The 26,660-nt window shown below is 68.4% G+C and carries 31 protein-coding genes; 7 read left to right on the top strand and 24 right to left on the bottom strand.

The annotated features are described in order from the left end of the window. Positions 1-54: 54 nt before the first annotated feature. A complete protein-coding gene (locus tag AB2U09_RS17440) occupies positions 55-882 on the bottom strand; it encodes a hypothetical protein (RefSeq protein WP_459194005.1) in 828 nt (275 codons plus the stop codon). A 210-nt stretch (positions 883-1,092) separates the two neighbouring features. Here AB2U09_RS17440 and AB2U09_RS17435 point away from each other — a divergent pair, with 210 nt between their 5' ends. Further along, positions 1,093-2,625, top strand: coding sequence for an aldehyde dehydrogenase family protein (locus tag AB2U09_RS17435; protein ID WP_459194004.1), 1,533 nt, complete (start codon positions 1,093-1,095; stop codon positions 2,623-2,625). A 746-nt stretch (positions 2,626-3,371) separates the two neighbouring features. Here AB2U09_RS17435 and AB2U09_RS17430 read toward each other — a convergent pair. The 13 genes from AB2U09_RS17430 to AB2U09_RS17370 form a co-directional block, all read right to left on the bottom strand. Then, positions 3,372-4,553, bottom strand: coding sequence for a DUF4349 domain-containing protein (locus AB2U09_RS17430; protein ID WP_459194003.1), 1,182 nt, complete (start codon positions 4,551-4,553; stop codon positions 3,372-3,374). A 59-nt stretch (positions 4,554-4,612) separates the two neighbouring features. Then, on the bottom strand, positions 4,613-5,422 hold the full coding sequence (locus tag AB2U09_RS17425) for a nitrilase-related carbon-nitrogen hydrolase (RefSeq protein WP_459194002.1): 810 nt from the start codon (positions 5,420-5,422) through the stop codon (positions 4,613-4,615). Next, positions 5,419-5,847 carry an SRPBCC family protein gene (locus AB2U09_RS17420; protein ID WP_459194001.1) on the bottom strand — a complete coding sequence of 143 codons (429 nt, stop codon included), beginning with the start codon at positions 5,845-5,847 and terminating at the stop codon, positions 5,419-5,421. Before AB2U09_RS17420 ends, AB2U09_RS17425 begins: the two co-directional genes overlap by 4 nt. A 35-nt stretch (positions 5,848-5,882) precedes the next feature. Further along, entirely contained in the window at positions 5,883-6,107 is a 225-nt protein-coding gene (locus tag AB2U09_RS17415) for a DUF7123 family protein (RefSeq protein WP_274323849.1), read from the bottom strand. Positions 6,108-6,143: 36 nt separating this feature from the next. Beyond that, positions 6,144-6,341, bottom strand: coding sequence for a DUF7525 family protein (locus AB2U09_RS17410; protein WP_459194000.1), 198 nt, complete (start codon positions 6,339-6,341; stop codon positions 6,144-6,146). A gap of 104 nt (positions 6,342-6,445) precedes the next feature. Then, positions 6,446-7,498 (bottom strand): PhoU domain-containing protein, encoded by a 1,053-nt coding sequence (locus AB2U09_RS17405; RefSeq protein WP_459193999.1) that lies wholly within the window; start codon positions 7,496-7,498, stop codon positions 6,446-6,448. Positions 7,499-7,676: 178 nt separating this feature from the next. Then, positions 7,677-8,774 carry an ATP-NAD kinase family protein gene (locus AB2U09_RS17400; protein WP_459193998.1) on the bottom strand — a complete coding sequence of 366 codons (1,098 nt, stop codon included), beginning with the start codon at positions 8,772-8,774 and terminating at the stop codon, positions 7,677-7,679. A gap of 254 nt (positions 8,775-9,028) precedes the next feature. Continuing rightward, positions 9,029-9,721: a competence/damage-inducible protein A gene (locus AB2U09_RS17395; RefSeq protein WP_459193997.1), complete on the bottom strand. Its 693-nt coding sequence runs from the start codon at positions 9,719-9,721 to the stop codon at positions 9,029-9,031. A gap of 72 nt (positions 9,722-9,793) precedes the next feature. Continuing rightward, the gene (locus AB2U09_RS17390; protein WP_459193996.1) at positions 9,794-10,585 is read right to left on the bottom strand and encodes a DUF5803 family protein; all 792 of its coding nucleotides are present in this window, start codon (positions 10,583-10,585) and stop codon (positions 9,794-9,796) included. Next, on the bottom strand, positions 10,582-11,268 hold the full coding sequence (locus AB2U09_RS17385) for a DUF2110 family protein (protein ID WP_459193995.1): 687 nt from the start codon (positions 11,266-11,268) through the stop codon (positions 10,582-10,584). The genes AB2U09_RS17390 and AB2U09_RS17385 overlap by 4 nt, the downstream gene beginning before the upstream one ends. Next, positions 11,268-11,798, bottom strand: a complete 531-nt coding sequence (tfe, locus tag AB2U09_RS17380) for a transcription factor E (protein WP_459193994.1) — start codon at positions 11,796-11,798, stop codon at positions 11,268-11,270. The genes AB2U09_RS17385 and tfe overlap by 1 nt, the downstream gene beginning before the upstream one ends. Before the next feature lie 127 nt (positions 11,799-11,925). Further along, positions 11,926-12,474 (bottom strand): tRNA (cytidine(56)-2'-O)-methyltransferase, encoded by a 549-nt coding sequence (locus AB2U09_RS17375; protein ID WP_459193993.1) that lies wholly within the window; start codon positions 12,472-12,474, stop codon positions 11,926-11,928. A gap of 55 nt (positions 12,475-12,529) precedes the next feature. Further along, positions 12,530-13,192 (bottom strand): DsbA family protein, encoded by a 663-nt coding sequence (locus AB2U09_RS17370; protein WP_459193992.1) that lies wholly within the window; start codon positions 13,190-13,192, stop codon positions 12,530-12,532. Positions 13,193-13,321: 129 nt separating this feature from the next. Between AB2U09_RS17370 and AB2U09_RS17365 the strand changes: the two genes are divergently transcribed. Next, positions 13,322-14,245, top strand: coding sequence for an NAD-dependent epimerase/dehydratase family protein (locus AB2U09_RS17365; RefSeq protein ID WP_459193991.1), 924 nt, complete (start codon positions 13,322-13,324; stop codon positions 14,243-14,245). A 30-nt stretch (positions 14,246-14,275) separates the two neighbouring features. Here the strand turns inward: AB2U09_RS17365 and AB2U09_RS17360 are convergent, their stop codons facing one another. Further along, positions 14,276-14,737, bottom strand: coding sequence for a YbhB/YbcL family Raf kinase inhibitor-like protein (locus AB2U09_RS17360; protein WP_459193990.1), 462 nt, complete (start codon positions 14,735-14,737; stop codon positions 14,276-14,278). 155 nt (positions 14,738-14,892) lie between these two features. Between AB2U09_RS17360 and AB2U09_RS17355 the strand changes: the two genes are divergently transcribed. From AB2U09_RS17355 to AB2U09_RS17340, 4 genes are all read left to right on the top strand, one after another. Further along, positions 14,893-15,648, top strand: coding sequence for a DUF2797 domain-containing protein (locus AB2U09_RS17355; protein ID WP_459193989.1), 756 nt, complete (start codon positions 14,893-14,895; stop codon positions 15,646-15,648). Between the two features lie 79 nt (positions 15,649-15,727). Further along, positions 15,728-16,750, top strand: coding sequence for a DUF7490 domain-containing protein (locus AB2U09_RS17350; RefSeq protein WP_459193988.1), 1,023 nt, complete (start codon positions 15,728-15,730; stop codon positions 16,748-16,750). Next, complete coding sequence (locus AB2U09_RS17345; RefSeq protein ID WP_459193987.1) at positions 16,743-17,111, top strand: DUF8060 family membrane protein; 369 nt, start codon at positions 16,743-16,745, stop codon at positions 17,109-17,111. Before AB2U09_RS17350 ends, AB2U09_RS17345 begins: the two co-directional genes overlap by 8 nt. Positions 17,112-17,151: 40 nt before the next feature. Continuing rightward, positions 17,152-17,580, top strand: a complete 429-nt coding sequence (locus AB2U09_RS17340; RefSeq protein WP_459193986.1) for a hypothetical protein — start codon at positions 17,152-17,154, stop codon at positions 17,578-17,580. Positions 17,581-17,589: 9 nt separating this feature from the next. Here AB2U09_RS17340 and AB2U09_RS17335 read toward each other — a convergent pair whose 3' ends face one another. The 9 genes from AB2U09_RS17335 to AB2U09_RS17295 form a co-directional block, all read right to left on the bottom strand. Next, positions 17,590-18,066, bottom strand: a complete 477-nt coding sequence (locus tag AB2U09_RS17335; RefSeq protein WP_459193985.1) for a protein-tyrosine phosphatase family protein — start codon at positions 18,064-18,066, stop codon at positions 17,590-17,592. Between the two features lie 47 nt (positions 18,067-18,113). Continuing rightward, positions 18,114-18,458, bottom strand: coding sequence for a helix-turn-helix transcriptional regulator (locus tag AB2U09_RS17330; RefSeq protein WP_459193984.1), 345 nt, complete (start codon positions 18,456-18,458; stop codon positions 18,114-18,116). 26 nt (positions 18,459-18,484) lie between these two features. Next, entirely contained in the window at positions 18,485-19,228 is a 744-nt protein-coding gene (locus AB2U09_RS17325) for an NRDE family protein (protein WP_459193983.1), read from the bottom strand. A gap of 52 nt (positions 19,229-19,280) precedes the next feature. Continuing rightward, entirely contained in the window at positions 19,281-20,837 is a 1,557-nt protein-coding gene (locus tag AB2U09_RS17320; protein WP_459193982.1) for a class I adenylate-forming enzyme family protein, read from the bottom strand. Next, positions 20,834-21,898 (bottom strand): o-succinylbenzoate synthase, encoded by a 1,065-nt coding sequence (menC, locus tag AB2U09_RS17315; protein ID WP_459193981.1) that lies wholly within the window; start codon positions 21,896-21,898, stop codon positions 20,834-20,836. The genes AB2U09_RS17320 and menC overlap by 4 nt, the downstream gene beginning before the upstream one ends. Beyond that, entirely contained in the window at positions 21,895-22,851 is a 957-nt protein-coding gene (locus AB2U09_RS17310) for a 1,4-dihydroxy-2-naphthoate polyprenyltransferase (protein ID WP_459193980.1), read from the bottom strand. Before AB2U09_RS17310 ends, menC begins: the two co-directional genes overlap by 4 nt. A 402-nt stretch (positions 22,852-23,253) precedes the next feature. Next, positions 23,254-23,781 carry a hypothetical protein gene (locus AB2U09_RS17305; protein WP_459193979.1) on the bottom strand — a complete coding sequence of 176 codons (528 nt, stop codon included), beginning with the start codon at positions 23,779-23,781 and terminating at the stop codon, positions 23,254-23,256. A gap of 101 nt (positions 23,782-23,882) precedes the next feature. After that, positions 23,883-24,827: a 1,4-dihydroxy-2-naphthoyl-CoA synthase gene (locus AB2U09_RS17300; protein ID WP_459193978.1), complete on the bottom strand. Its 945-nt coding sequence runs from the start codon at positions 24,825-24,827 to the stop codon at positions 23,883-23,885. Between the two features lie 45 nt (positions 24,828-24,872). Further along, positions 24,873-25,259: a RidA family protein gene (locus AB2U09_RS17295; protein ID WP_459193977.1), complete on the bottom strand. Its 387-nt coding sequence runs from the start codon at positions 25,257-25,259 to the stop codon at positions 24,873-24,875. A gap of 157 nt (positions 25,260-25,416) precedes the next feature. Between AB2U09_RS17295 and AB2U09_RS17290 the strand changes: the two genes are divergently transcribed. Then, positions 25,417-26,640, top strand: coding sequence for a J domain-containing protein (locus AB2U09_RS17290; protein ID WP_459193976.1), 1,224 nt, complete (start codon positions 25,417-25,419; stop codon positions 26,638-26,640). Positions 26,641-26,660 lie beyond the last annotated feature (20 nt).

Below are 26,660 nucleotides of genomic sequence, written 5' to 3'. Positions count from 1 at the left end.
TGGACATCGAAGACCGGTACAGCAACGGCTGCGAGGGCAACGACACAGCACGGTTCACCGGCGGCGGGCGACCTGCTGGTTCGCCGGATCGGACATCTCGAAGAGAGTTCCGCAGTCGGTACACTCCCAGACGAACGCGCCGAGCCGACGGTACCCTGCCGGGGAGCCGTCAGCGGCGACGTTCCAGTCACGACCGCAGGAACGACAGCTGTCGGGCCGGTACTTGCCGCTGGTCGGCGGTTCCCGCTCGGCTTCCCGGCGCTCGTACTCCGGCGGTGCAATGTCGTGGAGGACCGACCGCACTTCGTCGGCGGTGAGTCGCTTCTGGAGGGTCTTGATACCCGCCGCGAGGTCCGAGAGTCGCGCCTCGATCCGCTCGTCGTCGGCCGACGGAGGCTCCGACGACCGCCTGTACTCCCGGGACGCCAGACGGAGTGAGAGTTCGTAGTACTCGGTGAGCAGCCGACCGTAGGACGCCATGCTGAGTTGCCGGCTGACGACCGTTCGAAGCGACTCGCGGTCGACGGGCTCGCAGAGACAGGCGTCTTCGTCGAGGACCGGATCGGACACCGGGGAGTGGTCGGCCGTTGTCACGACGACCCTGACCTGGCCGGACACACCGTCGATCATCGTCGCGATGGCCGCGCGCTTCGATTCGGGCAACTCGTGGCGGACCAGCGCCACCCCGGTCGACTCGTCGACGGCGCGCCCGGCCTCTTCGAGCGACCGAACTGACTCGACCCGGATGGCGTCGGGGAGCCACCGTCGATACAGCGCCGAGCGCGTCGAGTCGTCGAACACGAGCACTGCCGGGAACGAACCGCCGTCGTCACCGTCAGTGTCGGGTACGTCGACTGCCGGACTGTCGGTTGATGCGGCCATCGTCTGTCACAATATCGGATTTATACCGATCTATTATTAATTTACTCGGCCGAGTATCACGGTTGATAACATATTACAAGTAGCGTGAAACCGGGACGGTTATCAGTCGAAACGGAGCGACTGAGAGACAGTCGAGGGGGATCGGACGGTCTGACCACCGACAGCGAACCGCGGGGGGAATTTTTCACCGTCGGTGACGTTTGTTCGGGCATGAGTCAGGACCGATCCGACCCGTACCGGCACTACGTCGACGGCGAGTGGACGGCGGGCGAGAGCGAGGAGACCTTCGAGAGCGAAAACCCGGCGACGGGCGAGACGCTCGGCGAGTTCTATCGCGGGACCCCTGCGGACGTCGAACGCGCGGTGGCGGCCGCCGAGGACGCATTCGAGGAGTGGCGCGCCCTCTCGTACATAGACCGCGCGGAGGTGCTGTGGGACGTCTACCACGAACTCCGCGACCGCACGGACGAACTCGGCGAGATCGTCACCCGGGAGTGCGGCAAGGAGATCAGCGAGGGCCGGGCTGACGTGGTCGAGGCCGCCCACATGGTCGAGTGGGCCGCCGGCAACGCGCGCCACCCACACGGCGACGTAGTCCCCTCGGAAATCGCCGCGAAGGACGCCTACATGCGCCGCAAGCCCCGCGGCGTCGTCGGCTGTATCACCCCGTGGAACTTCCCGGTCGCCATCCCGTTCTGGCACATGGCCGTCGCGCTGGTCGAGGGCAACACCGTCGTCTGGAAACCCGCCGAGCAGACGCCCTGGTGCGGCCAGATCGTCGCCGAGATGATGGTCGACGCGGGCGTCCCCGACGGCGTGTTCAACGTCGTCCAGGGCTTCGGCGACACCGGCAACGCCATCGTCGAAGACGAGCGCGTCAGCACCGTCCTCTTCACCGGCTCCGCCGAGGTCGGCCACAAGATCGACGAGAAACTCGGCGGCGTTCCCGGCCGCGACGCGGCCCTGGAGATGGGCGGCAAGAACGGCATCGTGATCACCGAGAACGCCGATCTGGACATCGCGCTGCACTCCGCGGTCATGTCCTCGTTCAAGACGACGGGCCAGCGCTGCGTCTCCAGCGAGCGCCTCATCGTCCACGAGGAGGTCTACGACGAGTTCAAGGAGCGCTTCGTCGACCTCGCCGAGGACGTGGCCGTCGGCGACCCGCTCGACGAAGACACGTTCATGGGCCCGGTCGTCAGCGACGCGCAGGTCGAGAAGTTCCACCAGTACAACGACCTCGCCCGCGAGGAGGGCGCCACCGTCCTCGTCGACCGCGCCGACCTCGACGACGAGGAGATCCCCGAGGGTCACGAAGACGGCTACTGGGTCGGCCCGTTCGTCTACGAGGTCGACTACGACCCCGACCTGCGCTGTATCCACGAGGAGGTCTTCGGCCCTCACGTCGCGCTCGTGGAGTACTCCGGCGACATCGAGCGTGCCGTCGAGATCCACAACGACACCCAGTACGGCCTCGCTGGCGCCGTCATCTCCGAGGACTACCGCGAGATCAACTACTACCGCGACCACGCCGAGGTCGGCCTCGCCTACGGGAACCTCCCCTCTATCGGCGCCGAAGTCCAGCTCCCCTTCGGCGGCGTGAAGAAATCCGGGAAGGGGTCCCCGAGCGCCCGCGAGGTCATCGAGGCCGTCACCGAGCGAACGGCCTGGACGCTCAACAACTCAAAGGACATCCAGATGGCGCAGGGCCTCTCCGCCGACATCAAGACCGAAGAGGACTGAGCACCCCGTTTCGGCCTCCGGACATTCGTTCTGGCGCGCGCTGTCGCGAGTCTCGTCTCGCGACAGAGTCGTGCGAGGGATGAGTAGCGCAGGAGCGTTGCGACGAGCAGCGAGGGACCGAAGGTCCCTCGGGCCGTGCGGGCGACGCTCGGGTCGCCCGCAGACAACGCAATCGGCTGGGGAGGCGTGTGGCTGTCTACGGTGCTGGGCGGTACGGTTGCGGTGCTGTTTCCTGGCGGACTGAAAGGGCGAGGCGCGCTCGCGTTCACTTTAGTCGCCCGAGCGGGCTCTATCCGCGCGGGCGGTGCGGAGAGCGCGGATATCCCGCGCAGCGACCGCGAGCGTGCCGAGGGCTTTCACCGCCTGCTGTCTCCTGCGGTAGCGGTTCCAAGTACTGCTACCGAGCGCGCCGAGGGCTTTCACCGCCTGCTGATTCTCGTGGTCGACCCGACAGCTAGGTACGGCTGACCCAGTAGAACGGTTCTCCGAACGAGACAGAGAACTCTCGGTCACAACCACACCGTCAGAATGGCGAAAGGCGAGAGGAGGCGGGCCGTGGACGAGGAGGCGGGCCGCGGATGACCTGTCCGGACAGGTGCCGCGGCCGGTCGACGTGGCCTGGCCGAGCGCGGTTGTAGTGCCGGGTACGACGTGAAAAGCGTCTCACCGGCACCTATCTGTAGCGAGGCCACAGGTATAAACTTCGTGTCTCGGCGGGGTCGGAGCCCACGCGGAGGCCCTGTCCATCAGGCGTCTGAGGAATCGCCGACGGACGCCTCGTCGTCGGATCCCGACTCGCTGAGTTCGTCGTCGCTCTGGCCCGCCGAATCCGAGTCGTCCTCCGCGGACTCTGGCTCCACGGCATCGGACTCGGCCTCTGTGGTATCTGATTCGGACGGCGACCGGCTGACCCCGGCATCCTCGGGAGCCGGGAACTCAGGAGACCGTTCCCGACCGCCGACGATCGGGAGTCTCGAGTTGCGACCGAAGCGCCGACCGGCCTGAACAGCGAGGACCGCCGGCACGCCGAGTCCGACGACCCACGGGAGCGCGGCGACCCCGGCGATGAACGCGGTGCGGGCGAAGCGGACCAGCCCGGCGACCGAACTGAGGAACACGGCGACGGGCGACTGCTCGTGGAACGGCGTTCGCTCGCCCGTCGGCGGCGACTCGGGTTCGGGCTCAGGCTCGTCCAACTCGACCGTGAGCGTCGAGAACGCCACCCGGTCTTCGAGCGAGCGCTTCTGGGCTTCGAGGCGCTCGATCTCTTGCTGGACCGAGGAGAGCTGCTCCTGGACGTGCAAGAGGTCCTCGGTCGTGTTCGCCGACTCGTACAGCGAGCGGAGGCGGTCGCGCTGGGATCGCAAGTTCTCCAGTCGAGCGTTCAGGTCGACGAGCTTGTCGGTCACGTCCTTCGTGTTCGAGTCGGCCGACAGCACGGTCCCCTGCCCGCGGGAGGCGTCGAACATCGCCGTGAAGTTCGACGAGGGGACGCGCACCTCGACGTAACCCGTCCGCCAGGTTTCGTTGTCGGTGCGGTGGAGCGTCGACTCCGACGCGGAGACGTACCCGCCGAGTTCGGCCGCCCGGGACTCCACCGCGGACTCGGCGACGGAGTAATTGTCAACCTCGACCTCGACGGTGCCCGTCTTGATGAGCGCGCGGTCGACGCTGGCGGCCGCGTCGCCGCCGTTGCCGCTGTCGTCGGCGCTGAATTCCTTCTTCGCCTCACTGCTGTCGCCGCCTGGGCCGCCGTCACCGGCGCTCCCGTCGCCGCCTCCGGCGGCCCCGTTTGCGCCCCCGGCACCGTCGCCGCCGTCCTTCGCTACCTCCAAGTCGGCGTTTTCGCCGCCGTCGCCTCCCCCCATTCCGGAGCAGCCCGCCAGAACGACGAGGACGACGACCAGTACCGCTGATTTCCGAACCATACGGGGGAGATCCGTCGCTGCTTGTAAAGGAATACCGTGCCATCAAAGAGCCGCTTGAGCTATCGGCGCCGGTCGTCCAGCGCGGGAAAATCGCCCCTGACTTCCTCGACCCGGTCGCGGTCGACCTCGGCGGTGACGACGGCCTCCTCGTCGCCCGAGCCGGCGAGGGTCGTCCCCCACGGGTCGTAGACCGCCGAGCGGCCGAGTAGCGTCGACCCGTCGGAGTCCCCGACGCCGTTGACCGCGCCGACGTAACAGAGGTTCTCGACGGCGCGCGTCCGCGGGAAGAGCTGCCAGTGCTCGACGCGGGGGTAGGGCCACGCGCTCGGGACGAGCACGAGCGTCGTCCCGGCGTCGACGAGATCCCGGTACAGCGACGGAAATCGCAGGTCGTAGCAGGTCGTCATCCCGACGACGTGGTCCTCGAACTCGACGGTGGGCAGGGACTCGCCGGGGACCAGCAGTTCCTGCTCGGCCGAGCCGTAGCCGAAAAGGTGGTGTTTCCGGTAGACGGCGCGCCGTTCACCGTCGCGATCCAGGAAGACCGAGGCGTTCGCGAGGCCCTCAGGCGCGGGCGTCTCGACGCCGGCCTCGCGCGAAGCCGAAAGATCCTCGACGATGCTGCCGGCGAGGATACCGATGCCGTGCTCGCGGGCGCTCTCGGCGAGCGCGGAGACGGTCGGACCGGTGACGCTCTCGGCGCGGCGCTCGTAGAGGTCGAACGCGAAGTAGCCGACGTTGAATATCTCCGGGAGCGCAACGAGGTCCGCGCCCGCCGCGGCGGCGTCTGCGACCGCCTCGCGCGCCCTGTCGACGTTGGCCGACACCGCGCCGGGTTCGACCCGGATCTGCGCCAGTGCGAGTCTCACACTTCGACCCCGAGGTCCTCGGCGAGGGCGGCTTCGAGGTTGTCGAGTTCGTCGTCGAGATTGCGCTTGAAGAAGCGCTCGACGCCAGGCAGCGACCCGTCGACGACGAACCGGTTCGTCAGTTTCGTCCCCGTCTCGGTCTCGGCGAGTTCGTGTTCGCCGACGACGTTCATCACCTTCGAGCGACCGACGAAGCGGACGTAGTCGGGGTCGCGGCGCTCCTCGTCCTCGGTCTCGATGGCGATGGTCCTGTCGATCACGGGGATCGGCAGCCGGATGTGCCACGTCGCGCTGCCGTCGTCGTGGACCGTGTAGTCTTTGACGACGCTGATAGCGCTGGCGCGTTTCCCGGGATCGGCGATGAACTCCCAGACACGGCGGCGGTCGACGGGTAACTCGAACGACCGCTCCACCCGGACAGTCATGCCCTCACTTCGGACTGCGAGACGTAAAAAGCCCGTTAACTGAGCGTGACGCGCCAGGTCGTCGAGCGCGCGCGCCCCCACTTCTCGATCTCGACTTCGTCCGACTCCTCGTCGAGTTTCGGCAGTCGCGCCCCGACCTGCTTGGAGGAGAGGCCGATGTGGTCCGCGATGTTCTTGGCTCTGAAATAGCTCTGCCCGCGCGAGACGCTATCGCGCAGGTAGTCCAGAATCTCTCTGTCCTCCTCGCCGAGTTCGCTCATGGCTGTTCGTAGGTCTCGAACGCCCTTAACAATTCCTTACGCGTCCCGATGCCCGTAGAGATGGATGCCCGCGATCGAGAGCACGCCGGCGATCATCGCCAGCGCGAAACTCCCGCCCGCGACGAGATGATCGTGGTACCCGACGAGCATCCCCAGGGCGCCGATGACCGCGAGGACTGCGAACGCCAGGCCCAGCCCGATGCTCATGTCAGATCCGGTAGCTGCCTCTGCCATACCCTGTAGTTCCGTCACTCAGTACTTAATTCACCGGGATCCGGACGAACGCCGAAACGGCGAAAAATTGGTCGGCGATGCGCAGGCCGATTAGCGGCGCGGAGTCACTCGGCGGTCGAATCCGACTGGATGGTCGTGTGCTCGGACTCCTCGTTGAGCGCGAGGTTCGTCGCGATTTCGGCGTTTCGGACCGCGTACTGTGCGGTCTGCTGGAGGCTCACGAGCACCTCGCGGACCTGGAGGACGTCCTCGTTGGTCATCTCGTCCAGATCCGAGAGGATCTCCGCCTCGCGGTCGCCGATCTGGGCGAACATCTCCTTGACCTCGATGGCGATGTCGTAGTCGCGCTCGACGGCCGCCTCGACGGCCAGTTCGGTGAGGTCGTTGACCTGGTCGGTGAACTCCCGGATGCGCCGCATCGTCGCGGAGTCGACGTTCAGCGAGTGGCCCTCGGTCTCCAGCGCGATCTCGGCGATGTCTTCGGCGTTGTCGGCGGTCAGCTCCAGGTTCTTCGCGATCGAGCGGTAGCCGATGAGCGGGAAGCCGTCGTTCAGTCCGACCGCCCGCGCGAGGTTCGGGTTCTGGTAGGAGGTGAAGATCAGCCGCAGCAGCAGGACGAAGATCTTGTTGGCCTGGCGCTCCCGGTTCAGCGCCCGCTGGGCGAGGTCGGGGTTGCCGTGTGCGAGCGCCTTGACGGCCTCGTTCCGCATCGTCGAGCCCGTGCTCTCCAGGCGTTCGAGCAAGTTGTTGAGGGTGAAGTCCTCGGGGTCGACCGAACAGCGGATGGCGATCCGCTCGGGCGTCTCCTCGACGACGCCGAGGCCCATGAGCTGGGTCTCCGCGTTGTAGACCGCGTTGATGTGCGAACTCTCCAGCGTCCCGTTCTCGCCGGCGTCGACGTGGATGATGCGCCGCCCCAGTACGTACTGCGAGAGGATGGCCCGTTCGAGGGCGTCAGCGTTGAGATCCTCGGAGTGGATGATCGCCTCCGACTCCTCGCCCTGGACCGACTCGGGCATGACGGTGAGCGTCCCCTTGCCGCCCATCCGCAGCGATACCTCGTCGCCCTTCTCCACGTTGTGCTCCTTGGCCCACTTCGCAGGCAAGGTCATCGCCAGCGTCGACGGACCCAGCCGCTGAACTTTCCGTGTTTCCATACCCTTACTTATCTTCTCGTGACCTTAATTGTATCCATACACGGTATAATATACCTCCGAATACTATTACGCTTGGTGGACGATCGGTCAGAAATCGGTGAAGCCGCGCTGAAGGAATAACATACTAGCGCCTCCCCATCGACTCGAAGCGGATCAGAACCGATTCGCGCCCACGCCGTCACTCGACTTTCACGAGGCGGCGCTCGTAGCGTCCGACCCTGACCCGGTGCCAGCCGCGGAGGTCGGCATCGAGGTCCGGGTCACCGGTGTCGACGCGGAGCACGTCGAGGCCGTCGAGCTTGGCGCGGGTCGCGACGACCTCGATCTCCGAGCGGCGGATCACCGCGGGCGAGATCTGCTGGTTGCCTCGACCGAAGACGAACCCCTGCCCCCCGATCGGCGAGACGACGATTACGTTGCGGTCGCCGAGTGCCGACTCGATTTCTGCGGCGCCCACGTCGCGGACGACCACCTCGCCATCGCGGTAGACGTCGACGCCCAGCGGCGTCCCCTCGAATCCCAGCTTCGACTTGATGGCGCCCACCGTCCCGCCGGGGCCGAGCACGTAGGTCACGCCGGCGTCGACCTCCTCGGCGACGCCCTCGGCGAGCGTCTCGACCGTCCCGCCGCCGGTCTGCTTGCTGGCCTGTCGCTCGTCGGCCACCGGCGTCTTCGCGATGGCGCGCAGTTCCGTCGAGACCTCCTGTGCGCGGTACTCGTCCTCGTCCACGTCGTTGACTTCGCCCGTCTCCACGTCGGTGAACGACCCCGCGACGATGCCCGCCTCTCGCGGCCGCACCGCGAACACCGAGGAATAGATCTTGACACCAGCGGGGACACCGAGAATCGGAATCTCGCTGCCGAGTTCGTCCAGCGTCTCGGCCACGTCGACCGCCGTGCCGTCGCCGCCGACGAACAGGATCAGGTCCACGTCGTTCTCGACGAACGCCCGGACGGCCGCGCGGGTGTCGGCCGCGGTGGTCACCGGCGGGTCGGCTTCGTCGCCGCTCGCCGCTCCGGCTTCCGCCTCACCGACGACGACGGGGTCGAAGCCCGCGTCGCGGGCGGCGTCCGCGCCCATGACTCCGGCGAACGCGAAAACTTCGACCTCAGAGTTGGTCTCAGCCAGCGCGTCCAGTGCGGCCCGCGCTCGCTCGGGGGCGCGCGGCTCGGCGCCGCGCTCGCGCGCCTCGTCGACTTTCCCGTCGGTGCCCTTCAGCCCGACGCGCCCGCCCATGCCGGCGATCGGGTTGACGACCACGCCGATCCGTCGCATTGCCAGTGCTAGACGAGGACCGGACAAAAGCAGTCCGCATCGGTCCTCGCCGCTGCGGGCGGCGGAAATCGGGCGGTTTTACATCGCAGCGTGCGAACGTGGCAGGTATGTACATCCCACTGCAGGAAGGCGTGCAGGGCGGGCTGATCAACCTCGCCGGATCCGTGATGCTGCTCGGCGGACTCCTCCTGACGGCGATCTGGTGGAAGGTCCTCTACCGCTAGAATCGACCGGACTCACGCCCACGGCGCGACTCACTCCATCTCTGCCAACTTGACCCGGTCGCGCAGCCACGCTTCGGCCTCCGCAACTTCGTCCTCGGCCCCCTGTATCTTGATCCGGACGGAGTCGCCGGGGTAGCTCCCGACGGTCACGTCGAACGCCTCGCGCAGGCCCTCGATGCGGTCGAGCAGCGCGCTCTCCGGTTCGTCGGCGACGACCGTCGCGACGTGCTGGATCTCGCCCGCGAAGTCGTCGGCGACCGTCTCGAACATCGCTTTCATCTCCGCGGGGACGCCCGGGAACACGTAGACGCTGTCGAGTACGCACCCGGGTGCGACGCCCTCGGGATTTTCGAGCAGTCTGGCGCCGCGCGGGAGGTCGGCGGTTCCCTCGGCGAGGTCGGACGCCGCGTACCCGCCCGCGGCTTCCAGCCAGTCGAGTACCTCCTGGCTCTCGACGACTTCGCGGCCGAACGCGGCGGCGACGCCGTCCATCGTCAGGTCGTCGTGGGTCGGCCCGACGCCGCCGGTGACGATCACCGCGTCGTACTCGGCGCGGTACTCGTTGACGACGCGGGCGATGTCGGCGACGCGGTCGGGCAGCGTCGTCACCCGTTCGACGTCGACGCCGCGCTCGTGCAGTCGCTCCCCCAGCCAGGCGGCGTTGGTGTTCACGGTGTCGCCGACGAGCAACTCGTCGCCCACCGTGACGATGGCCACGCGCATACCCGGCGTAAGTGTCCTGTCCCTAAAAGGTCGCCCGCTTCCGGTCGCCCCGTGGCCGACGGAACCCGCCGGTCAGCGCATCCCCGGCGGCGGGTCGTCGTCGTCGAACTCGTCGGTCTCGGTCTCTACGTCCAGCCCGATCTCCTCGCGCCTGCGTTCGAGGACGCGGATCTGCCGCAGGTAGTAGAGCGCGCCGCCGATGCCGACCAGCGTCAGGACGCCGCCGACACCGCCGAACAGCAGCAGGTCGCGCGCGAGGTAGTACCGCACGAGTATCGGGCCGCGCTCGATCTCGCTCCACCGGACGGTCATCCGGTCGGACCCCTTCGGGACGTCTGTCGTCGTCCCTCCCGGCGACACCTTCGAGAGCAGCGGCACGCCGACCCGGGCCTGCGGCGGGAGCGTCACCTCGACCGAATGCGGCGACTCGAGGAACATCGGGACCGAGAACCGCTTGGCGTTCGGCCGCTCGGCGGTGAACGCCACCTGCCCGCCCGCCTGCGGGAGCGTCACGTTGGCGCGCGACTGGCCGTGTTCCACGCCGAGGTTCGACCGATTCGCCGGCGCGACGACGGTCCCGTTCGGGAAGCGGAACCGCAGCGAAGCGATGTCCAGCGGCTCCTCGGTCCCGAGTTCGTCGCGCTGGTAGAGTTCGATGTGCGACTCGTTCTCGACGGTGATGATACCGGCGAACTGCCCCTTGGAGACGTTGTACGTGGTCGTCGCGTTCGTGTTCCAGTCGTAGCTGGCGTTCCGGTTGAGTTCGGTCTGGTCCGGTCCGCCGCCGCCGAACGGGGAGGCACAGCCGGCGAGGGCGACCAGCAGCACGAGCAACGCGAGGGCGGGAACCAGTCGACGCCTCATGGCACGACGCAGAGCAGTTCGGAGGGCATATACTGGCCGATGCTCGCGAGGAGCCCCGGCGGGTCGGTCTCCTCGCCGCAGACGATGCTCTGTTCGAGCAGCCCCAGGCGCTCGACGGTGACGATGTCCTGAGCGTGGCCCGCGCGGTTGACCGTCGCGCGCGCCTCGGCCCGCGTCGCCGAGTTGACGTTCACGCGACCGGCCCCGCGGGTCCACTCGTAGAGGCGGTCGCGCTCGGCGTCGGCGAGCCGGGCCGGCTCACCCTCGTCGGGGTCGGCGGCGACGAACCGCATCGGGAGGTGCTGGACGAGGCCGAACCGCGTCCGGATCTGCTGAGGGGTCCCCTGCCCCAGACCGATCTCGTCGGCGGGGATCCGGACGTCGTTGCCGAAGCCGACGTCGAGGACGAACCCCTCGTCGTCCCAGGATTCGAGCGTCCCGACGTACTCCTCGCCGGGCTCGAACTCCGGCGTCAGTTCGCCCCACTCCTCGGCGAGGGCGTTGCGGGCGACCGTCGCGTCCTCGCCCTCGACGGTGACGCTCGGGAAGTCGTCATCGCGGAGGCCGATCTCGACCGACACGTCGAGGTCGCCGACGGTGTTGCCCACCAGCGAGCGCAGCGAGTCCAGCGACCGCTCGCGGGCGTCGCCCTCGACGTAGACTTTGGTTGCGAGTACGACCATCAGGCCTCGGTCTCGCGGTCGACGTTCAGTTCGTCCCGCAGTTCCTCGATGCGCTCCTCCATCGCGTCGACGAGCCGGGTGTTCTCCATCGCCTCGACGGGGTTGCCACACTCGGGGCACTCGAAGCCGAACTCCATGGCCTCGCCGAACTCGAATCGGATGCCGCAGGTCTCACAGAGGTAGAACTCGTTGTCCTTCTCGTAGTCCTCGCGTTCCTCGAGGGCATCGAGCAGCCGGTACATCTCCGATTCGAGCTGCTCGGGGATCTTCTCGTACTCGAAGGTCCAGAGGTAGGTGAGCCACCCCGAGTCCTCGTCTCGCAGGCGGCGATAGCTCGCCAGATCGTTCTCGTAGAGGATGAACAGGGCGCGGCGCACGTCGTTGAGCTCCAGGCCCAGTTCCTCGGCGAGTTCCTCGTCGGTCACCTCGCCGTCCGGCGGCGCCGCCGCCACCGGCATCCCTTTCGGACCGACCAGCTCGTGCAGATACTTCTGAATAACGGGGTCCTCCAGAAGGTCGTCAAACGCCATTGCGGTGATCTCAGTGCGTGAGGCGTTTAAAAGCACCGGACCGGTGGGACGAGGGGGCCGAGCGTGCGTTCAACGGTCTGTTCGGCTCGTCGGACCACTGCGCCACCGACCACGAAGACCGACCCGCTCACCGCTCGTCGCTCGTGTCCTCGACTTTCTTCCCGGTCTCCTTCGGAATGACCGTCCGGTCGGCATCGGTCCACTCGCGGTCGAGTTCACGCCCGTCGAACAGCCGGTCGAGCGTGACGGCGAGCGACGCCACCTCGGAGTGGGGCTGGTTCGTGACGGCGACGTTGTAGTCGGCGCGCTCGTACACGTCGAAGGAGACCTTCTCGGCGCCGACGACGAACAGGACCGCCGTGCGGTCGTCGAGCGCCTCCCGCAGGTCGCCCTCTACGTCCTGGACCGGCAGCCCGTACATCGTGAGGTGGACGACCACGCCCTCAAACTCGCGGATGACCGCCTTCGGCGAGTCCGTGACCTCGATGTCGAAGGGGCCGCCGAAGCGGTCGGTGATGTCCCGCACCGTGTCGGCCGACCCGGACGCTTTCGGGCCGAAGACAACGCGGTCGGCACCCAACGCCCGCGCCGTCAGTCCGACGTGGGTCGTCATCCGGTCGTCGCGGCCCGGCCGGTGGCCCAGCCGCAACACGGCGACTTCGGGTTCGTCGTTCATGCTCCGCGGCTACGCGAGCCCCGTTTAGGAGCCTTCCGAAGGCGTGCCGTCGGGATCAGCCGCCGTCCGGGCGCGCGCTCTCGATCGCCGACCGGACGCGCTCCCAGCCGAACCCGTCGAGCATCGTCCCGTCGACGAAGACGGTCGGAGTGCCGGGGATATCCGCGTCGGCCCCCTGCTGTTTGTCCTCTTGGATCACGTTTCTGAAGGTCCGCCCCTCGGCCGCCGTCCGGACCGACTCGCCGTCGACGCCCTCGTCGTTGGCCAGATCCGCGTACGTCGCCGACCCCAGATCGGACTGGTTCTCGAACAGCCGGTCGGCGTACGAGAAGAAGGTGTCCTCGTCGGCGGCGTGCTGGACCGCCCGCGCGGCATTCGCCGCCGTGTACGACTCCGGTTTGTGCATGTCGAGCGGGAAATCGTAGTGTTCGAACTGGATCACGCCCGTTTCGACGTACTCGCTGACGAGGTTCGGCTTGATCTGTGCGTTGAACTCACGGCAGACGGGACATGCGAAGTCCTTGTAGACGCCGACGGTCACGGGCGCGTCGTCGCTGCCCAGCGTCGGCGTCGGGAGCGATACGTCCCGCGCAGTCGCCGTCTCGGCTCCCGGCTGCGAGACGAGACCGCTACAGCCTGCCAAACCCGCGACGACGCCCGTCGCCGCGCCGGCGAGAAACCGCCGTCTGCTCTCCGTTCCATTCCCCAGATCTTGCATACGCCCCCGTACTCTCGCTCGTTTGTTACGGCTATCGGTTACACGTTCGGGTGGCTCGTGTTCCGGGATGGGAGTGCGAGTTACCCCGATGACCGGAACGCACATGTCGGCGGTGGACGATGTCGGCGTATGGACCTCTCCGGCAAGCGACTTGTCGTGACCGGCGGGGCGGGCTTCGTCGGCTCGCACCTCTGTGAGCGACTCGTCGCGGACAACGAGGTAGTGGCGGTCGACGACTTCTCGAACGGCGAGCGCGAGTGGCTCCCCGACGGCGTCGAGGTCGTCGAGGGCGACCTGACAGACCCCGACATCGCCGCCGAGGCGATCACCGAAGACGTCGACGGTGTCTTCCACTTCGCGGCGAACAAGAACGCCGCCGCCGACGACGTCGACCAGTACCGCTTCAACAACCGCCTCACCGAGACGGTCATCGAGCGCATGGACGAGGTCGGCGTCGACAACATCGCCTTCACCTCCTCCTCGACGGTCTACGGCGAGGCGCCGCGGCCGACCCCCGAGGACTACGCGCCGCTCGAGCCGATCAGCATCTACGGCGCGAGCAAACTCGGCGAGGAGAGCCTGCTGTCGGTGTACGCCCACAGCCACGACTTCACCGTCTGGGTGTACCGCTTCGCGAACATCGTCGGCCCGCGCCTGCAACTCGGTGCCGTCATCCCCGACTTTATCGACAAGCTCGAAGACGACCCCGAGTCACTGACTATCCTCGGCGACGGCCGACAGGAGAAATCCTACATGCACGTCGACGAGTGCGTCGGCGCGATGTGCCACGTCGTCGAGCACGCGACCGACGACTTCAACGTCTACAACCTCGGGACGCGGACGACCACCTCGGTGACCACCATCGCCGACATCGTCAGCGACGAGATGGGCCTCGATCCGGACTACGAGTACACCGGCGGCGACCGCGGGTGGGTCGGCGACGTGCCGCGGATGCGACTGTCCATCGAGAAGCTCTCGGCGCTCGGCTGGGAGCCCGAACAGTCCAGCGACGACGCCGTGCGGCGGGCGACGCGCGAACTTCTTGCCGACTGAGACGGAAGCCCCGCTACAGAACAATCCCGCTCAGGGCGCGTACGTGCCTTCTATCCGCGCTTTGTCGACGACGTTGCCCTCCGCGGCGTCGTAGACGTCGTCTTTCGACGCATTGTTCGGCAGGTCGAGTTCGTCGTCCAGCGCGTACAGCAGGAACCGGTAGGTGTGCTCGCGGTCCGGCGGGTTCGGCCCGCCCCAGCCGGTCTCGCCGTAGTCGTTCTCGCCCGCGGTGGCGCCGTCGGTCTCGGGGTCCCAGCCCTCGGGGATGGACTCCGTGTCACCGTCGACGTTCCAGACGACCCAGTGGTCCCAGATCTGGCCCGCGGGCTCGCGCGCGTCGGGGTCGTCGACGACGATCAGAAACGACACGGTGCTGGATGGGGCGTTCTCGATTTCGAGCGGCGGATTCACGTTGTCCTCGGTGTACCCGTACTTCTCGGGGATCCGGGCGCCGTCCTCGAACGCCGGGCTGGTGAGCTGTAGGTCCGCCATGGTGTCCTCTATCACGGGACGTGGAGGGCCCGACTCATAAAGCCGCCCCACTGTTCGTCCCGTTCACAGGATCCACAACCGGGGGACCGGACGGGGATTTCCGGCCGCGAGCGGCGAGCGCCACGCCTATATCCGGGCACCGCCAACCCGCGAGCGTGCAAGTCGTGGGGTACGAGGCGGGCGTCGACGGCCCGCCGGCGCTTCTGGTCGCGCGCGACGGTGCCGTCACTGCCGAGTCGCTGGCTCCCGGGACCGAACTGGCCTACTCCCTCGCCGACCGCCACTGCGCCGGCGTGATCGACGACGGGTCGCACACGCCGTGTGCGAACCCGGACGCGCCGTACTGTGACGAACACACTTACCGGTGGCCCTGCGCTCGCTGCACCGGCGAGTGCTCGCTCCCGCTGGAGTCCTGCCGCGAGGAACACGCCATCTACCTCGCCGCCTTCGCCCCCGATACGTTCAAAGTGGGCGTCACGCGCTCGTGGCGCCTCGACACCCGCCTGCGCGAGCAGGGCGCAGATCGGGCCGCTCACCTCCGCACGGTCGCCGACGGCCGCGTCGCCCGGCAGATCGAGGCCGAGATCGCGGCCGACGTGGGTGATCGGGTGCGCGTCCCGACGAAGGTCCGCGGCATCCACGAACGCGTCGACGAGGACGCCTGGGGGGCGCTGCTCGCCGACTTCGATCCGATCGAGACGTTCGACTTCGACTACGGGTTCGACCTCGCGGACCGGCCCGTCTCCGAGACGCTCGCTTCGGGGACTGTCAGGGGCGCGCAAGGTAGGGTCCTGTTACTCGACAACGGGGGAAGCACCTACGCCGTCGACATGCGCGACCTCGTGGGGTACGACCTCGAACCGGGCGAGAGCGACCGGAACCTCCAGTCGAGTCTCGGCGCGTTCGGCTGACCCCCCGGCGTCCAGTCCCCGCGCCGCGGCAGTGGTGTCGGGCACAAGACATTTACCGGATCGGTGAGCCCGGACGAACGTGAATCGAGAAGCGTGGCTCGGCGCGCTCGCCCTCCTCCTCGTCGCGGCCGCAGCGGCGGTCGTCGTCTTCGCTCCCGGCGCGGTCGCGGAGCGGACCGACGAGGACGTCCGCCCGAGCAGACTGGCCCTCCAGGAGCCGCGAGTCGCGGCCGGCGACGTCGGGGGCGAGCACGCGGAGTTGTCGCTCGACGTGCGGCTGGACCACCGCGGCGGCGACGCCGAGAACGTCACCGTCGAGGTTCAGGCGATCGATACGGACACTGGCCTCGTGGCAACGACGGTCCGGAGGGATCTGGGCACCGTCAGCGGGGAGCGGGAAATCCGGACTCGGATGAACGTCACCGTCGAACGCCAGGGTGGCTACCGCCTCGACATCCGGGTGTACGAGGACGGCCGGCGCGTCGAGACCGGGAGCACGCGCGTCTCCGGCGTCGATTCGCTGACGCCGGACTACGCCGAGACCAGCGTCGGCTTCGAGCGGTACGGCGGCCAACCGACGAGCCCGCCAGTCATCTCGGCGCAGGTCCTCGCCGAGCGGAACAACCTGACGACGCTGCGGACCGCGACGGCGCTGACGAACCGGGGGAGCGAACCCGCCGGCGGGCTGAAACTCGTCGTCGTCGCTCGACAGGTCGAGTCGAACGTCGTCGCCGACCGCGCGTCGGTCCAGGTCGGCGACATCGGCCCCGGCCGGACGGTCAACGAGACCGTCGACCTGAGGGTCCCGTCGAACTACAACTACTATCTCGACGGGTTCCTCTACCGCAACGGGGTCCTCGTCGAGACGGTGACCGACTCGGCCATGCTCGACCCGTCCCGGCCCGTCCCGGAGAACACGACCCGCGAAGAGGTCGACTTCCAGGCCGGCGACTTCGCCGGGACGCCCGAGCCCGGCCCGGGGATGGAAGAAGACACGCCGGAGCCGACCCCCAGTAGCAGCGGTCCCGGTTTCGGCGCCGTCGGCGCCCTCGCTGCGCTGCTCGCTACCGCCGCGCTCGCGGCACGGAGGAACCATGACTGACGACACCGACGACGCGACCGGACAGCGGACCGAGCCGACGACCGACCGGCCGCGGGGCGAACCGGTGGACGACTCGGCCGACCCCGCTGACGGGACGGCCGACCGCTCGACGGGCGACGGGGCGGCGACCGCCTCGACCGAGGGAGGGCGCGACCTCGTGGCCTACGTCGAGTGGGCGGCGTTCGCGATCCTCTGCCTGCTCGCGCTCGTAGCGACGTTCAGGTTCTACTTCGCCGCCTCGGAGGCGATCCGCGTGTGGTTCAGCGCCGATTTCGTGCCGGTGTTCCAGGCGCTTTTCAACCTGCTCGTGCTCGTCGCGTCGGCGGCCGGCATCTCGGTGTTGGTCCGTCGTATCGCCTGAGTACGACAACCCTTTAGGGACGCCGCGGCCAAGCGAGACCATGGCAGACGATACTCCCGAAGACAGCGAATCGGCGGCCGAGGAGTCGGCCGACGGCGAAGCGGAAAGCGACGACGGAGAGTCGAAGTCCTTCCGCGAGCGCGTCGAGGAGATCCGCCAGCAGCGCGCCGAAGAAGGCGAAGAAGGCGAGGGCAAGAGCCGCGAGGAGCGCATGGAAGAGATGATGGGCGGCGGCGGCCCGCCGGGCATGGGCGGTGGCGGCGGCGGCAACCCGTTCGCGCAGATGATGGGCGGCATGATGGGCGGTGGCGGCGGCCCCGGCGGCCCGCCGGGCATGGGCGGCGGCCGCGGCCGCGAGGAGGAGTCCGGCGGCGACGAGGAACTCACCCGAGAGGTCCGGAAGCTCCGCGACGAGGTCCACGACTGCCGGCGCGAACTCGAACGGATCGCCGACGCGCTCGAAGACTGAACTCACGGTTCAGTCGCTCTTCTCCGCGATATAGACAACGCTCAACTCGTGTAGCGCCGGGTGCGGTTGTGCAGGGGGTCGCGCCGACTGGACGGCTGCCAGCGCCTCCCTGAAGGTCCGCTCCTCGGAAACCGCCAGCGCGACGGCCGCCAGTGCGGCGCTCCGCGAGATGCCGTGCGAGCAGTGTATCAGTAGTGACCCGTCATCGACGAGCCGGCAGGCGACGTCGGCCGCGGCCTCGAACGCTCGCCAGTCGGTCTCCGGGCCGTCGGCGAGCGGTCGGTGATGAGTCGTCAGCGGTTGCGGTTCGCGCGTCGCCGACAGCACGGCGTCGAACGCCCGATCGTGTCGCCCGGGGTCGGCCGCGTGGACGTTCCCGAGGAACAGGTCGCGCTCGCCCACGCGGGCGAGGATCGGTTCGTCGTGACGGTAATTGAAGGGACGAACGACGGCAGTCCCGTCTCGCCACCAGTCGGGTCCATGCATCGCTGTTCGGCGACGGGTTCGAACGGGTAACGGATCGGGGCGGGACGTTACTCCTCGTAGGCGAGGTTCATCACGAACTGCGAGAAGGTGTCGCTGTGGGCGTTGACCTCGTCGTCGCCGACGAACGGCGATAGCATGTCGCCGGCCATCAGCAGCGAGAACTCCAGGTCGCGGGCCGCCGGCTCCAGATAGTAGGTGTTGTGGCCGTTATAGACGGTCTCCTCGCGCTGGATGAGGTCCTGCTCGGCCAGCGAGTCCGCGATGCGGCTGCCCTTGCGGGACCCCACGTCCAGTTCCTTCCAGAAGTCGCTCTGGTGGATACCTCCCGTCTCCCGGATGAGTTCCAGTCCCGCTCGCTCGTCCTCGTTGAGGTCGGCTTCGGCAGCGGCCATACCAGTACCGTCCGTGCCTGCGCCGTTTAAATTTGGCTGTCGACGCCTCGATACGCGGTCTCGCACGGCGGCCCGTCGGCATAGCGGTAGCGAGACCCCTCGCGACCGATCTCGACCAGCGACGACGACCGCGTACCGAAGCGGTCCTGGTGGACGCAGACGCCGTATTCGTGGTCGGAAACCACGTCGGCCGCGCGGTCGAGCCACCCGGTGGACCGCTCGCCCGGTTCGACCTGCAGCGCCGTCGCTACCTTCCCGGCGTTGTTCGCCTGCGCCTCGCCGGCCTCCGCGCGCGATTCGGGGATCGCGTAGTCGCCGTCGGCGCCGACGTTGACGACGACGTGGACGCCCGGGTCGAAGTTCCGAACCCGACGGCTGTCCCCGTCCCACTCGACGAGCAGCGCCGCGTTGGCGTCGGCGAGGACGAGGTTGAACCCGTCGTAGGCGCGCTCGTCGAGTTCTCGCTCGACCAGTCGAGCGGCGTCCTCGGCCGAGGGCTGCCGGAGCGCGTCCCGGACGAGCAAGCCGCGCGAGCGTTCAGCCGCTATCGTTTCCCCGGTCCATCGATTCGTGATCGCGACGAAGACGCCGCGTTCGTTGTAGCCGATCCACGTGCCGCCGGCCTCCTCGTCCCGTGGCGCGAGGACGCGCGGCGACTCCTCGATGATCGCGGGGGGAGTCGAGGGGCGACCGAGTGCTTCGTCGCGGTTAGCCGCCGCGACGACCGGCGCGTCGGTGAAGACCTGCCAGGCGAAGACGAGCGTGCACACGACTCGGCGTACGCGCGGAACGCGATTAAACGTCGCGGCAGGCCGCGACGATTCAGTCGGTCCCTTCGGCAATCAACCGCTCCCGAACGGCGTCGCGGTCGACGGTCCCCGAGTGAGTCCGGGGAAGCGCGTCGGCGAAGGCGACGGTCTTCGGGACGGCGAACGACGCGAGTCGATCGCGGGCGGCGTCGCGGACTCGGTCCGCGGTGAGCCCGTTCGGTCCGGCCGCGTCGCCCTCGGGGACGACCAGCGCCGTGACGCGCTCGCCCCACTCCTCGTCGGGGAGACCGACGACCGCTGCGTCGGCGACGCCGTCGGCTTCCCGGAGCGCGTCGGCGACGCGCGCGGGATGGACGTTCTCGCCACCGGTGACGATGGCGTCGTCGACGCGCCCGACAATCCAGAGGCGCCCGTCCTCGTCGGCGTAGCCCAGGTCGCCAGTGTGGAAGCCGCGGTCGTCGAACGCCGCGGCGGTCTGCTCGTCGTCGAGATAGCCGGGCGTGACCGTCGGGCCGTCGACCACAAGTTCGCCGGTTTCACCGGCATCCACCTCGTCGCCCTGTCCGAGTACGGTGACGGTCGTCCCGCGGAGAGGCCGGCCCACGGTTCCTGGGTGCTCGCGGAATTCGGCGGGCGTCGCGGTCGCCACCTGCGAGGCGGTCTCGGTCATCCCGTAGGTCGGATACGCGGGGACGCCGCGCTCCGCACAGCGCTCGATCAGCTCGCGCGAGGCGGGCGCGCCGCCGAGGAGGACGAACCGCAGGGAGTCGCTCGGGGTCCAGCCGGCGTCGAGGAGCCTCGTGAGCATCGTCGGGACGAGCGAGACGCCCGTGATGTCGTACTCGTCGAGCACACGCGCCGTCGCGTCGGCGTCGAACTCGCGCTGGAGGACCGTCGTCGTGCCGTAGAGCGTCGACCGGACCAGCGGGGCGAGTCCACCCATGTGGTACATCGGGAGACAGACCAGCCAGCGGTCGCCCAGATAGACACCGAGGCGGTGGGCCGACCCGACGGCGCTCGCGACGAGGTTGCCGCGCGTGAGTCGCACGCCCTTCGGATCGCCCGAGGTGCCCGAGGTGAACATGACGACCCGTTCCGCGTCGAGCGGCGTTTCCACGGGCTCCCGCCGGACTGCTTCGTCGTGTTTGAGGGACGCGACAGCGTCCGATTCAGGCGCGTCTACCGAAGCCACTGGCACGTCACCCGGGGCTATCTCCCCCGCCAGCGACTCCGTGGAGTGGGCGCAGACGATCAGATCGATATCCGCCCGCGTAGCCTGCGACCGGAGGCGATCCGGGGGGAGTTCGACGTTGAGCGGGACGGCACTCACGCCGAGCCGACCGATCGCGAAGTACAGTTCGGCGAACGCGACGCGCGTCCCGAACAGGACCCCGACGCGGCCGCCCTCGATATCGAACCGGTCAGCGAGGTGGCCGGCGAGCGCAGTCGCCCGGTCGTCGAACTCACGATAGGTCCACGCCGTCCCGGTGTCGGTGTCGAGAATTGCGGTCCGCTCGGGCGTCGACGCGGCGCGTTCGTGGAGGAGGTCAGCGGACGGGTCCGCGACGGGATCGGCGACCGGCCAGTCCGGAGGCAGCGGGAGGGTCACGGTTCCACCTCCGAATGAGCGATACCGAGACCCGAGTCCTGCGGAACGGAAATCCCGCCCTCGGAGACGGGAGCGGGATCCGACGCGAGGTCGTCGGCGAGCAACTCCCCCGTCGCGAGGCCGCAGTGTGCCACGTCCGGGATCGCCGCGGCGACGTGGACCGCTGCGGTCCGCGCGACGACGCCGTCGACGGTAGTCGTCACGACGGGCTCGACTCCCTCGTCGCGGGCACGCATCGCGAGTGTATGGGCATTTCCGGGGCCGCCGAGGACCATCGGTTTGAGTATCACCACGTCGGCCGCGTCGGCGTCGAACACGTCGGCCATCGAGCGCTCCGCGAGCGTCTCGTCGGCGGCGATGCCGACGCCGTCGCTCCGCTTCCGGAGCGCCGCGAGTCCGGACAGATCGTCCGCCGGGAGCGGCTGTTCGACGTAGGCCACGTCGTACTCCGCAACGCGCTCGATGGCCCGCTCGGCTTCCTCGCGGGACCAGACACCGTTGGCGTCGAGTCGGAGGATCACGTCGTCACCGACCGCCTCGCGCACGGTCCGGACGCGCGCCACGTCGGCGTTCACGGAGCGCGAACCGACCTTGAGTTTGAGACAGTCGAAGCCGCGCTCGACAGCCGCTTCGGCGCGCTCGACGGTCGGCTTCCGGTCGGCGTCGCCGACGGTCGCGTTCACGGGGACGCTGTCGACGCGCCGCGAGTCGTCGAACCAGCGATAGAGCGGGACGCCGTCGGCCTTCGCGTCCGCGTCGAGCAGCGCCGTCGCGAACCCGTGGCGTGCGGCGGGAACTTCGTCGGCGTCGAGTTCCAGCAGCGCCGCGCTGTGGTCGCCGTCGCTGCCAGCGCCGAGTGCTCGGTCGAGTCCGCGTTCACAGTCCTCCAGCGATTCGGTCCACCCCGGCAGCGGCGTCGCCTCGCCGAGGCCCGTCTCGCCGCCGTGGTCGTACCGGACGACGAAGCCGGAGCGCTCGTCGATGTCGCCCGCGGCCGTCGAGAGCGGTGAGTCCAGCGGTAGCGAGAACCGTTGGACGGAGGATGATCCGTCGCCGCTCATAGCAGTGCGGGCGCGGCGAGTCCGACCGCGAAGAGAATCGAGTGGACGAACAGCGTCTGTCCGACCCGTTCGAGCGCCGGATTGAGCGCCTCGCCGTCGGTGCGTTCGAGGACCGTCTTCGATACCATCGCCGCGAGCGGAAGCGAGAGGAGCGGGGCGAGCGCCGGGAGGCCATAAGCCGGGTCGAGCGCGAACACCACCGGCACGACGTAGGCCATCCCGACGAGCGCCAGGAACTCGACGCGGCTCCAGCGGTAACCGAACTTCACGGCGAGGGTCCGTTTGCCCGCGGCGGCGTCGCTCTCCTTGTCACGGATGTTGTTCACGACGAGGATCGCCGTCGAGAGCGCGGCGGCGGGGAGACTGGCGACGACGGCCGCTACCGGGACCGTCTCCGGGGGGATCCCGGTCGGGAACAGACCGACCGGCGCGTACGTGACCGCCTGGACGTAGTAGGTGCCCGTGACGGCGACGACGCCGAAGTAGATGAACACGAAGAAGTCGCCGAGCCCGCGGTAGCCGTAGGGGAACGGGCCGCCGGTGTAGAGGACGCCCGCAGCGATGCCAGAGAGACCCACGACGACGATGGGGACGCCGCCGATGGCGACGAGCGGGATCCCGACGACGACGGCCAGCGCGTAGGTTGCGACCATCGCCCACTTGACCCGGCCCGCCGGGATGAGTCCGCCGGCGGTGACGCGGGTGAACCCCTCGCGATCGTCGGTGTCGGCGCCGTTGACGGCGTCGTAGTAGTCGTTGGCGAAGTTGGTGCCAACCTGGATGAGCAGGGCGCCAACGAGCGCCGCGAGCCAGGTCTCTGGGGTGAACACCCCATCGTGGAAAGCCAGCCCCGCGCCGACGACGACCGGCGCCGACCCCGCCGGGAGCGTCTGCGGCCGCGCGGCCATCAGCCACGCCCGCCGCTTCGATATCTGCGCGTCTGCGGTCGACATTAGCGGCAACTCGGGGTCACGGGAGTGTCAAAGTTCTCATCCGGTCGGCAGCTCACCGCGACTGACGTGCGTGAGGAAACTACCGGGCCGCGACCGGCGACGGCCCGCCGGCGGCGGTTCGTGGAGCCGAACCGCTATCGACGGCTCGGCGAGCGCCCTCAGCCGGGCGTCGGGTCGCTATCGCCGAGGATCCGGTCGATGATGCTCTGTCGATCCGGTGCCTCCTCGTCGTCGGGAGTCGGGAAGTCCGGGATCCGTGGCATATCGACGAACTCACTCCGTGATGTGCTAGCACGGCTGTCCGGTTACGGCTGGTCGCTGCACCCGCGCGGCACCCGGGCAATCGGCGCGCGGTACGGTGATATGCGGGGCGTCGATCGGTAACGCGTCGGTTCCCGGTAGTCACACGACGCGCGCCCTGGCGAGTCGCTTTCGGACGCGGCGGCCGAGGTGTTCGACCTTTCGGCGGACGACCGACTCTTCGACGCACTCGACGTCGACTTCGCGGAGGATCGACCGCATCCGGTCGGCCCCCACTTCGCGGTCGAGGTCTTCCTCCGCAGCGTGCCTGAGCGGATGCCGGAGCCAGCTGTACTCCTCGTGCGCGTAGACGTCGACGCGCTCGGGACCGGTTTTGACGAGGACCGCGTGGAGCTGTCGATCCGCGAGCAGCGAATTTCGGAGGACCCAGCTCCCGTTCGTCCGGTTGCCGAGTTCCGTGTAGTGGAACATGCTCAGCGGGTTCCACCGGAAGCCGTATCCCGAGAGCAGCGACTCCAGGTCTTCGACCGGACACCGTACCGTCGCCGCGTACTCGGTCGGGTAGACCCGTTCGGTCTCGTCGACGAAGGTCCGGACGACGCGGTTGAGCGACGGTCCCACCTCCCTCCGGATCCGATAGCCGAGCCGTCGGCGTGCGGTTCCGAACACGACGTCTGGTTGGTGCTCGACGGACGAGAGGGTTGTGCCGCCCGGATTCCACGCAGCGCGCCCCCGGCGCGCGAGGAAACCCGGTCGGGAAAAGATGGCTCCTAGTAATACCACTCGTAGTCGTCGAAGTCGGGGTCGCGACCCTCGTTGAAGGCGTCGCGGCCCTCCTTGGCTTCGTCGGTCATGTAGCCGAGTCGAGTGGCCTCACCGGCGAAGACCTGCTGGCCGACCATGCCGTCGTCGGCCGCGTTGAACCCGTACTTGAGCATGCGGATGGCCATCGGCGACTTATTCGTAATGCGGTCGGCCCAGTCGAGCGCGGTCGCTTCGAGTTCCTCGTGCGGGACGGCTTCGTTGACCATCCCCATGTCCGCGGCTTCCTCGGCGTCGTAGGTCTTGCCGAGGAAGAAGATCTCGCGGGCCTTCTTCTGGCCGACCTGTCGGGCGAGGTAGGCCGAGCCGAAACCGGCGTCGAAGGAGGCGACGTCGGGGTCGGTCTGGAGGAACTTCGCGTGGTCGTCGCTGGCGAGCGTGAGGTCGCAGACGACGTGCAGGGAGTGGCCACCGCCGACCGCCCACCCGGGGACGACGCAGACGACGGGTTTGGGGATGTGGCGGATGAGCCGCTGGACTTCGAGGATGTGGAGGCGCCCGGCCTCGGCGGCGTCTTTTGACTCGCCGTCTCTCGGCTCGCCGCTCGACCGTTCCGAGGCGCTCCCCGCCTCGCTGTCCTCGCCGCGGTACTCGTAGCCCTCGTCGCCGCGGACGGACTGGTCGCCGCCCGCGCAGAAGGCCCAGCCGCCGTCCTTCGGCGAGGGGCCGTTCCCCGTCAGGAGGACGCAGCCGATATCGGACTGTCGTTTGGCGTGGTCGAGCGCGGTGTAAAGTTCGTCGACCGTGCCGGGGCGGAAGGCGTTGCGGACCTCGGGGCGGTCGAAGGCGATGCGAACGGCGTCGACGTCGGTCCCGCGGTGGTAGGTGATATCGCGGAAGTCGAAGGCGTCGACCGGCTCCCATCGGTCGGGGTCGAAAATCTCGGAAACCATGGCCGGTGGTCGGGCCGGACCGCGCAAAAAGATTCCTCGTCGGGGTCAGTCGGCCACGACCGCGGTAGCCTCGATCTCCACGCAAAAATCTTCGTCGACGAGACGGCTCACCTCGACCATCGTCGACGCGGGGCGGACGTCTGCGAACACCTCGCCGTGAGCGCGGCCGATCGCCTCGTAATCCTCGATGTTGGTCACGTACAGACGCGTCCGGACGACGTCGTCGATCGACGCACCGGCCTCTTCCAGCGCGCCCTCGATGATCTCCAGCGCCGCAAGGGTCTGCTCGTACGGCCCGTCACCGAGCACCTCGCCGTCGTCGCCGACAGGGGTCGTGCCGGAGACGTGAACCTGCCCGTCGACGGCGACCGCGCGCGAGTAGCCGACGTGCGATTCCCACTCGGTGCCGCTCGAAACGGTCTGTCGGGACATGTGAACTGGCTGATTCGGGTCGCCCCTCGGTCTTCCGGTCGACGAGCGTGAAGTGAGGGCGACTGAACACGGGTTCTACCGACTATCTCGTTCGATACTCGGCCGCAGGCGTTTTGGTACCGGCCTTCGAAATCCGGGTACTTCACCAGCGCTCGCCATGACAGAGACGTTCTACGACCTCCTCGGCGTCGCCGACGACGCGAACACCGAGGAGATCGAATCGGCCTACCGCGAGGCCATCAAGCAGGTCCACCCCGACGTGAGTGACGACGTGGACGCCGGCGAGCGCACCAAGCGACTCAACAAGGCGAAACGGGTCCTCACCGACGAGGACGAACGCGCCCGGTACGACCGACTCGGCCACGAGGCGTACACCGGCGACGGTCCCCGAGGCCCCAGCAGGAACTCGACGGACTCGAGGAGTACCACGGGTTCCGAACAGAAGTCCCAGTCTGACGAGGCGGGACCAGAGAGTCCAGACTCCGAAGCATCCGGAACCAGCGGTCCCCAGTGGGGTGAAACGAGCGATACAGGGTTCGGCGGCGGCTGGCGGAGTTCGTCCGTGAGCGGAACGAACCGGAGCGAGCGCGACCGTTCGTCGGGAGAGAGCACGTGGCGCGGCTCCCAGCAACGGGGGCGACGCTCGGGCCGCCGGGAGAAACACCGTGCTGGTCGCCGGCCGGGAGAGGGGTTCGACGTCGGAAGGTCGTCCGACAGCGGGACCGCAAGTTCCGACACAGATAGTCCAGGCGCCGATACCGGTGCCGGCGGGGTGTCCGGGAACGGTCGAAACCGATCGCCAGGGGACGGAACGACCCGCTCTCGCGGTGACTCGACCGGGCCGGCGTGGCAGTCGAGCAGTGTGACCGCGAGCGGTGCGTCCAGCGACAGTGGTACTGCCGGGAGTTCAGGCGGCTCCCCCTCGGCACAGCGGCAGGCCGCGGCGGGGGCGACCGACGGCCCGAACGTCGACTGGTCGTGGAACGCCTGGCAGGAGAGCGGCGCGTGGGCCGTCCGGCAGGGCACCGACGGTGCACGGCGACTCCGACCGAGTCGCCTCTTCCCGAAGGGGCAGTCGCTCGTCATCCTCGGCTCGATATTCTTCCTCCATCCATTCTTCGTCGCGAGCATGCTCTACCCGCGGTTCCCGCTCCCCGCGCAACTGACCATCGCCGTCTGCACGCTGCTGACGTTCGCCTATCTCCTCTCGATCCCGAAGGCCGCGATCGCGATCTACGGACTCTGGAGCGTCCTCGTGCCGCTCGGGCTGCTCGCCGCACCGGGCGTGAGCCTCTTCTCGCTGTTCGGCGTCATCGGGCTGACGGCGACGTGGCTCCCGCTCGGCCTCTCGGTGTTGACGTACTCGCTGGTCAGACCGTAGAGACCGGGGAAACGCGAACA

This window comes from Halosimplex yunnanense (genome assembly GCF_054504345.1).
Note: the sequence above shows the minus strand (reverse complement) of the source record. Positions and strands in the feature narration are given on the sequence as shown.

Excerpts from the sequence above, each read along its gene's own strand:
- AB2U09_RS17395 (WP_459193997.1), bottom strand. The coding sequence starts at position 9,721 with ATGCGCGTGGCCATCGTCACGGTGGGCGACGAGTTGCTCGTCGGCGAC.
- AB2U09_RS17330 (WP_459193984.1), bottom strand. The coding sequence starts at position 18,458 with ATGGCCGCTGCCGAAGCCGACCTCAACGAGGACGAGCGAGCGGGACTG.
- menC (WP_459193981.1), bottom strand. The coding sequence starts at position 21,898 with ATGAGCGGCGACGGATCATCCTCCGTCCAACGGTTCTCGCTACCGCTG.
- AB2U09_RS17390 (WP_459193996.1), bottom strand. The coding sequence starts at position 10,585 with ATGAGGCGTCGACTGGTTCCCGCCCTCGCGTTGCTCGTGCTGCTGGTC.
- AB2U09_RS17410 (WP_459194000.1), bottom strand. The coding sequence starts at position 6,341 with ATGGCAGAGGCAGCTACCGGATCTGACATGAGCATCGGGCTGGGCCTG.
- AB2U09_RS17300 (WP_459193978.1), bottom strand. The coding sequence starts at position 24,827 with ATGGTTTCCGAGATTTTCGACCCCGACCGATGGGAGCCGGTCGACGCC.
- AB2U09_RS17345 (WP_459193987.1), top strand. The coding sequence starts at position 16,743 with ATGACTGACGACACCGACGACGCGACCGGACAGCGGACCGAGCCGACG.
- AB2U09_RS17430 (WP_459194003.1), bottom strand. The coding sequence starts at position 4,553 with ATGGTTCGGAAATCAGCGGTACTGGTCGTCGTCCTCGTCGTTCTGGCG.
- AB2U09_RS17295 (WP_459193977.1), bottom strand. The coding sequence starts at position 25,259 with ATGTCCCGACAGACCGTTTCGAGCGGCACCGAGTGGGAATCGCACGTC.
- AB2U09_RS17420 (WP_459194001.1), bottom strand. The coding sequence starts at position 5,847 with ATGACTGTCCGGGTGGAGCGGTCGTTCGAGTTACCCGTCGACCGCCGC.
- AB2U09_RS17440 (WP_459194005.1), bottom strand. The coding sequence starts at position 882 with ATGGCCGCATCAACCGACAGTCCGGCAGTCGACGTACCCGACACTGAC.
- AB2U09_RS17310 (WP_459193980.1), bottom strand. The coding sequence starts at position 22,851 with ATGTCGACCGCAGACGCGCAGATATCGAAGCGGCGGGCGTGGCTGATG.
- AB2U09_RS17400 (WP_459193998.1), bottom strand. The coding sequence starts at position 8,774 with ATGCGACGGATCGGCGTGGTCGTCAACCCGATCGCCGGCATGGGCGGG.
- AB2U09_RS17405 (WP_459193999.1), bottom strand. The coding sequence starts at position 7,498 with ATGGAAACACGGAAAGTTCAGCGGCTGGGTCCGTCGACGCTGGCGATG.
- AB2U09_RS17365 (WP_459193991.1), top strand. The coding sequence starts at position 13,322 with ATGGACCTCTCCGGCAAGCGACTTGTCGTGACCGGCGGGGCGGGCTTC.
- AB2U09_RS17335 (WP_459193985.1), bottom strand. The coding sequence starts at position 18,066 with ATGCATGGACCCGACTGGTGGCGAGACGGGACTGCCGTCGTTCGTCCC.
- AB2U09_RS17415 (WP_274323849.1), bottom strand. The coding sequence starts at position 6,107 with ATGAGCGAACTCGGCGAGGAGGACAGAGAGATTCTGGACTACCTGCGC.
- AB2U09_RS17435 (WP_459194004.1), top strand. The coding sequence starts at position 1,093 with ATGAGTCAGGACCGATCCGACCCGTACCGGCACTACGTCGACGGCGAG.
- AB2U09_RS17360 (WP_459193990.1), bottom strand. The coding sequence starts at position 14,737 with ATGGCGGACCTACAGCTCACCAGCCCGGCGTTCGAGGACGGCGCCCGG.
- AB2U09_RS17290 (WP_459193976.1), top strand. The coding sequence starts at position 25,417 with ATGACAGAGACGTTCTACGACCTCCTCGGCGTCGCCGACGACGCGAAC.
- AB2U09_RS17385 (WP_459193995.1), bottom strand. The coding sequence starts at position 11,268 with ATGGTCGTACTCGCAACCAAAGTCTACGTCGAGGGCGACGCCCGCGAG.
- AB2U09_RS17375 (WP_459193993.1), bottom strand. The coding sequence starts at position 12,474 with ATGAACGACGAACCCGAAGTCGCCGTGTTGCGGCTGGGCCACCGGCCG.
- AB2U09_RS17340 (WP_459193986.1), top strand. The coding sequence starts at position 17,152 with ATGGCAGACGATACTCCCGAAGACAGCGAATCGGCGGCCGAGGAGTCG.
- AB2U09_RS17370 (WP_459193992.1), bottom strand. The coding sequence starts at position 13,192 with ATGCAAGATCTGGGGAATGGAACGGAGAGCAGACGGCGGTTTCTCGCC.
- tfe (WP_459193994.1), bottom strand. The coding sequence starts at position 11,798 with ATGGCGTTTGACGACCTTCTGGAGGACCCCGTTATTCAGAAGTATCTG.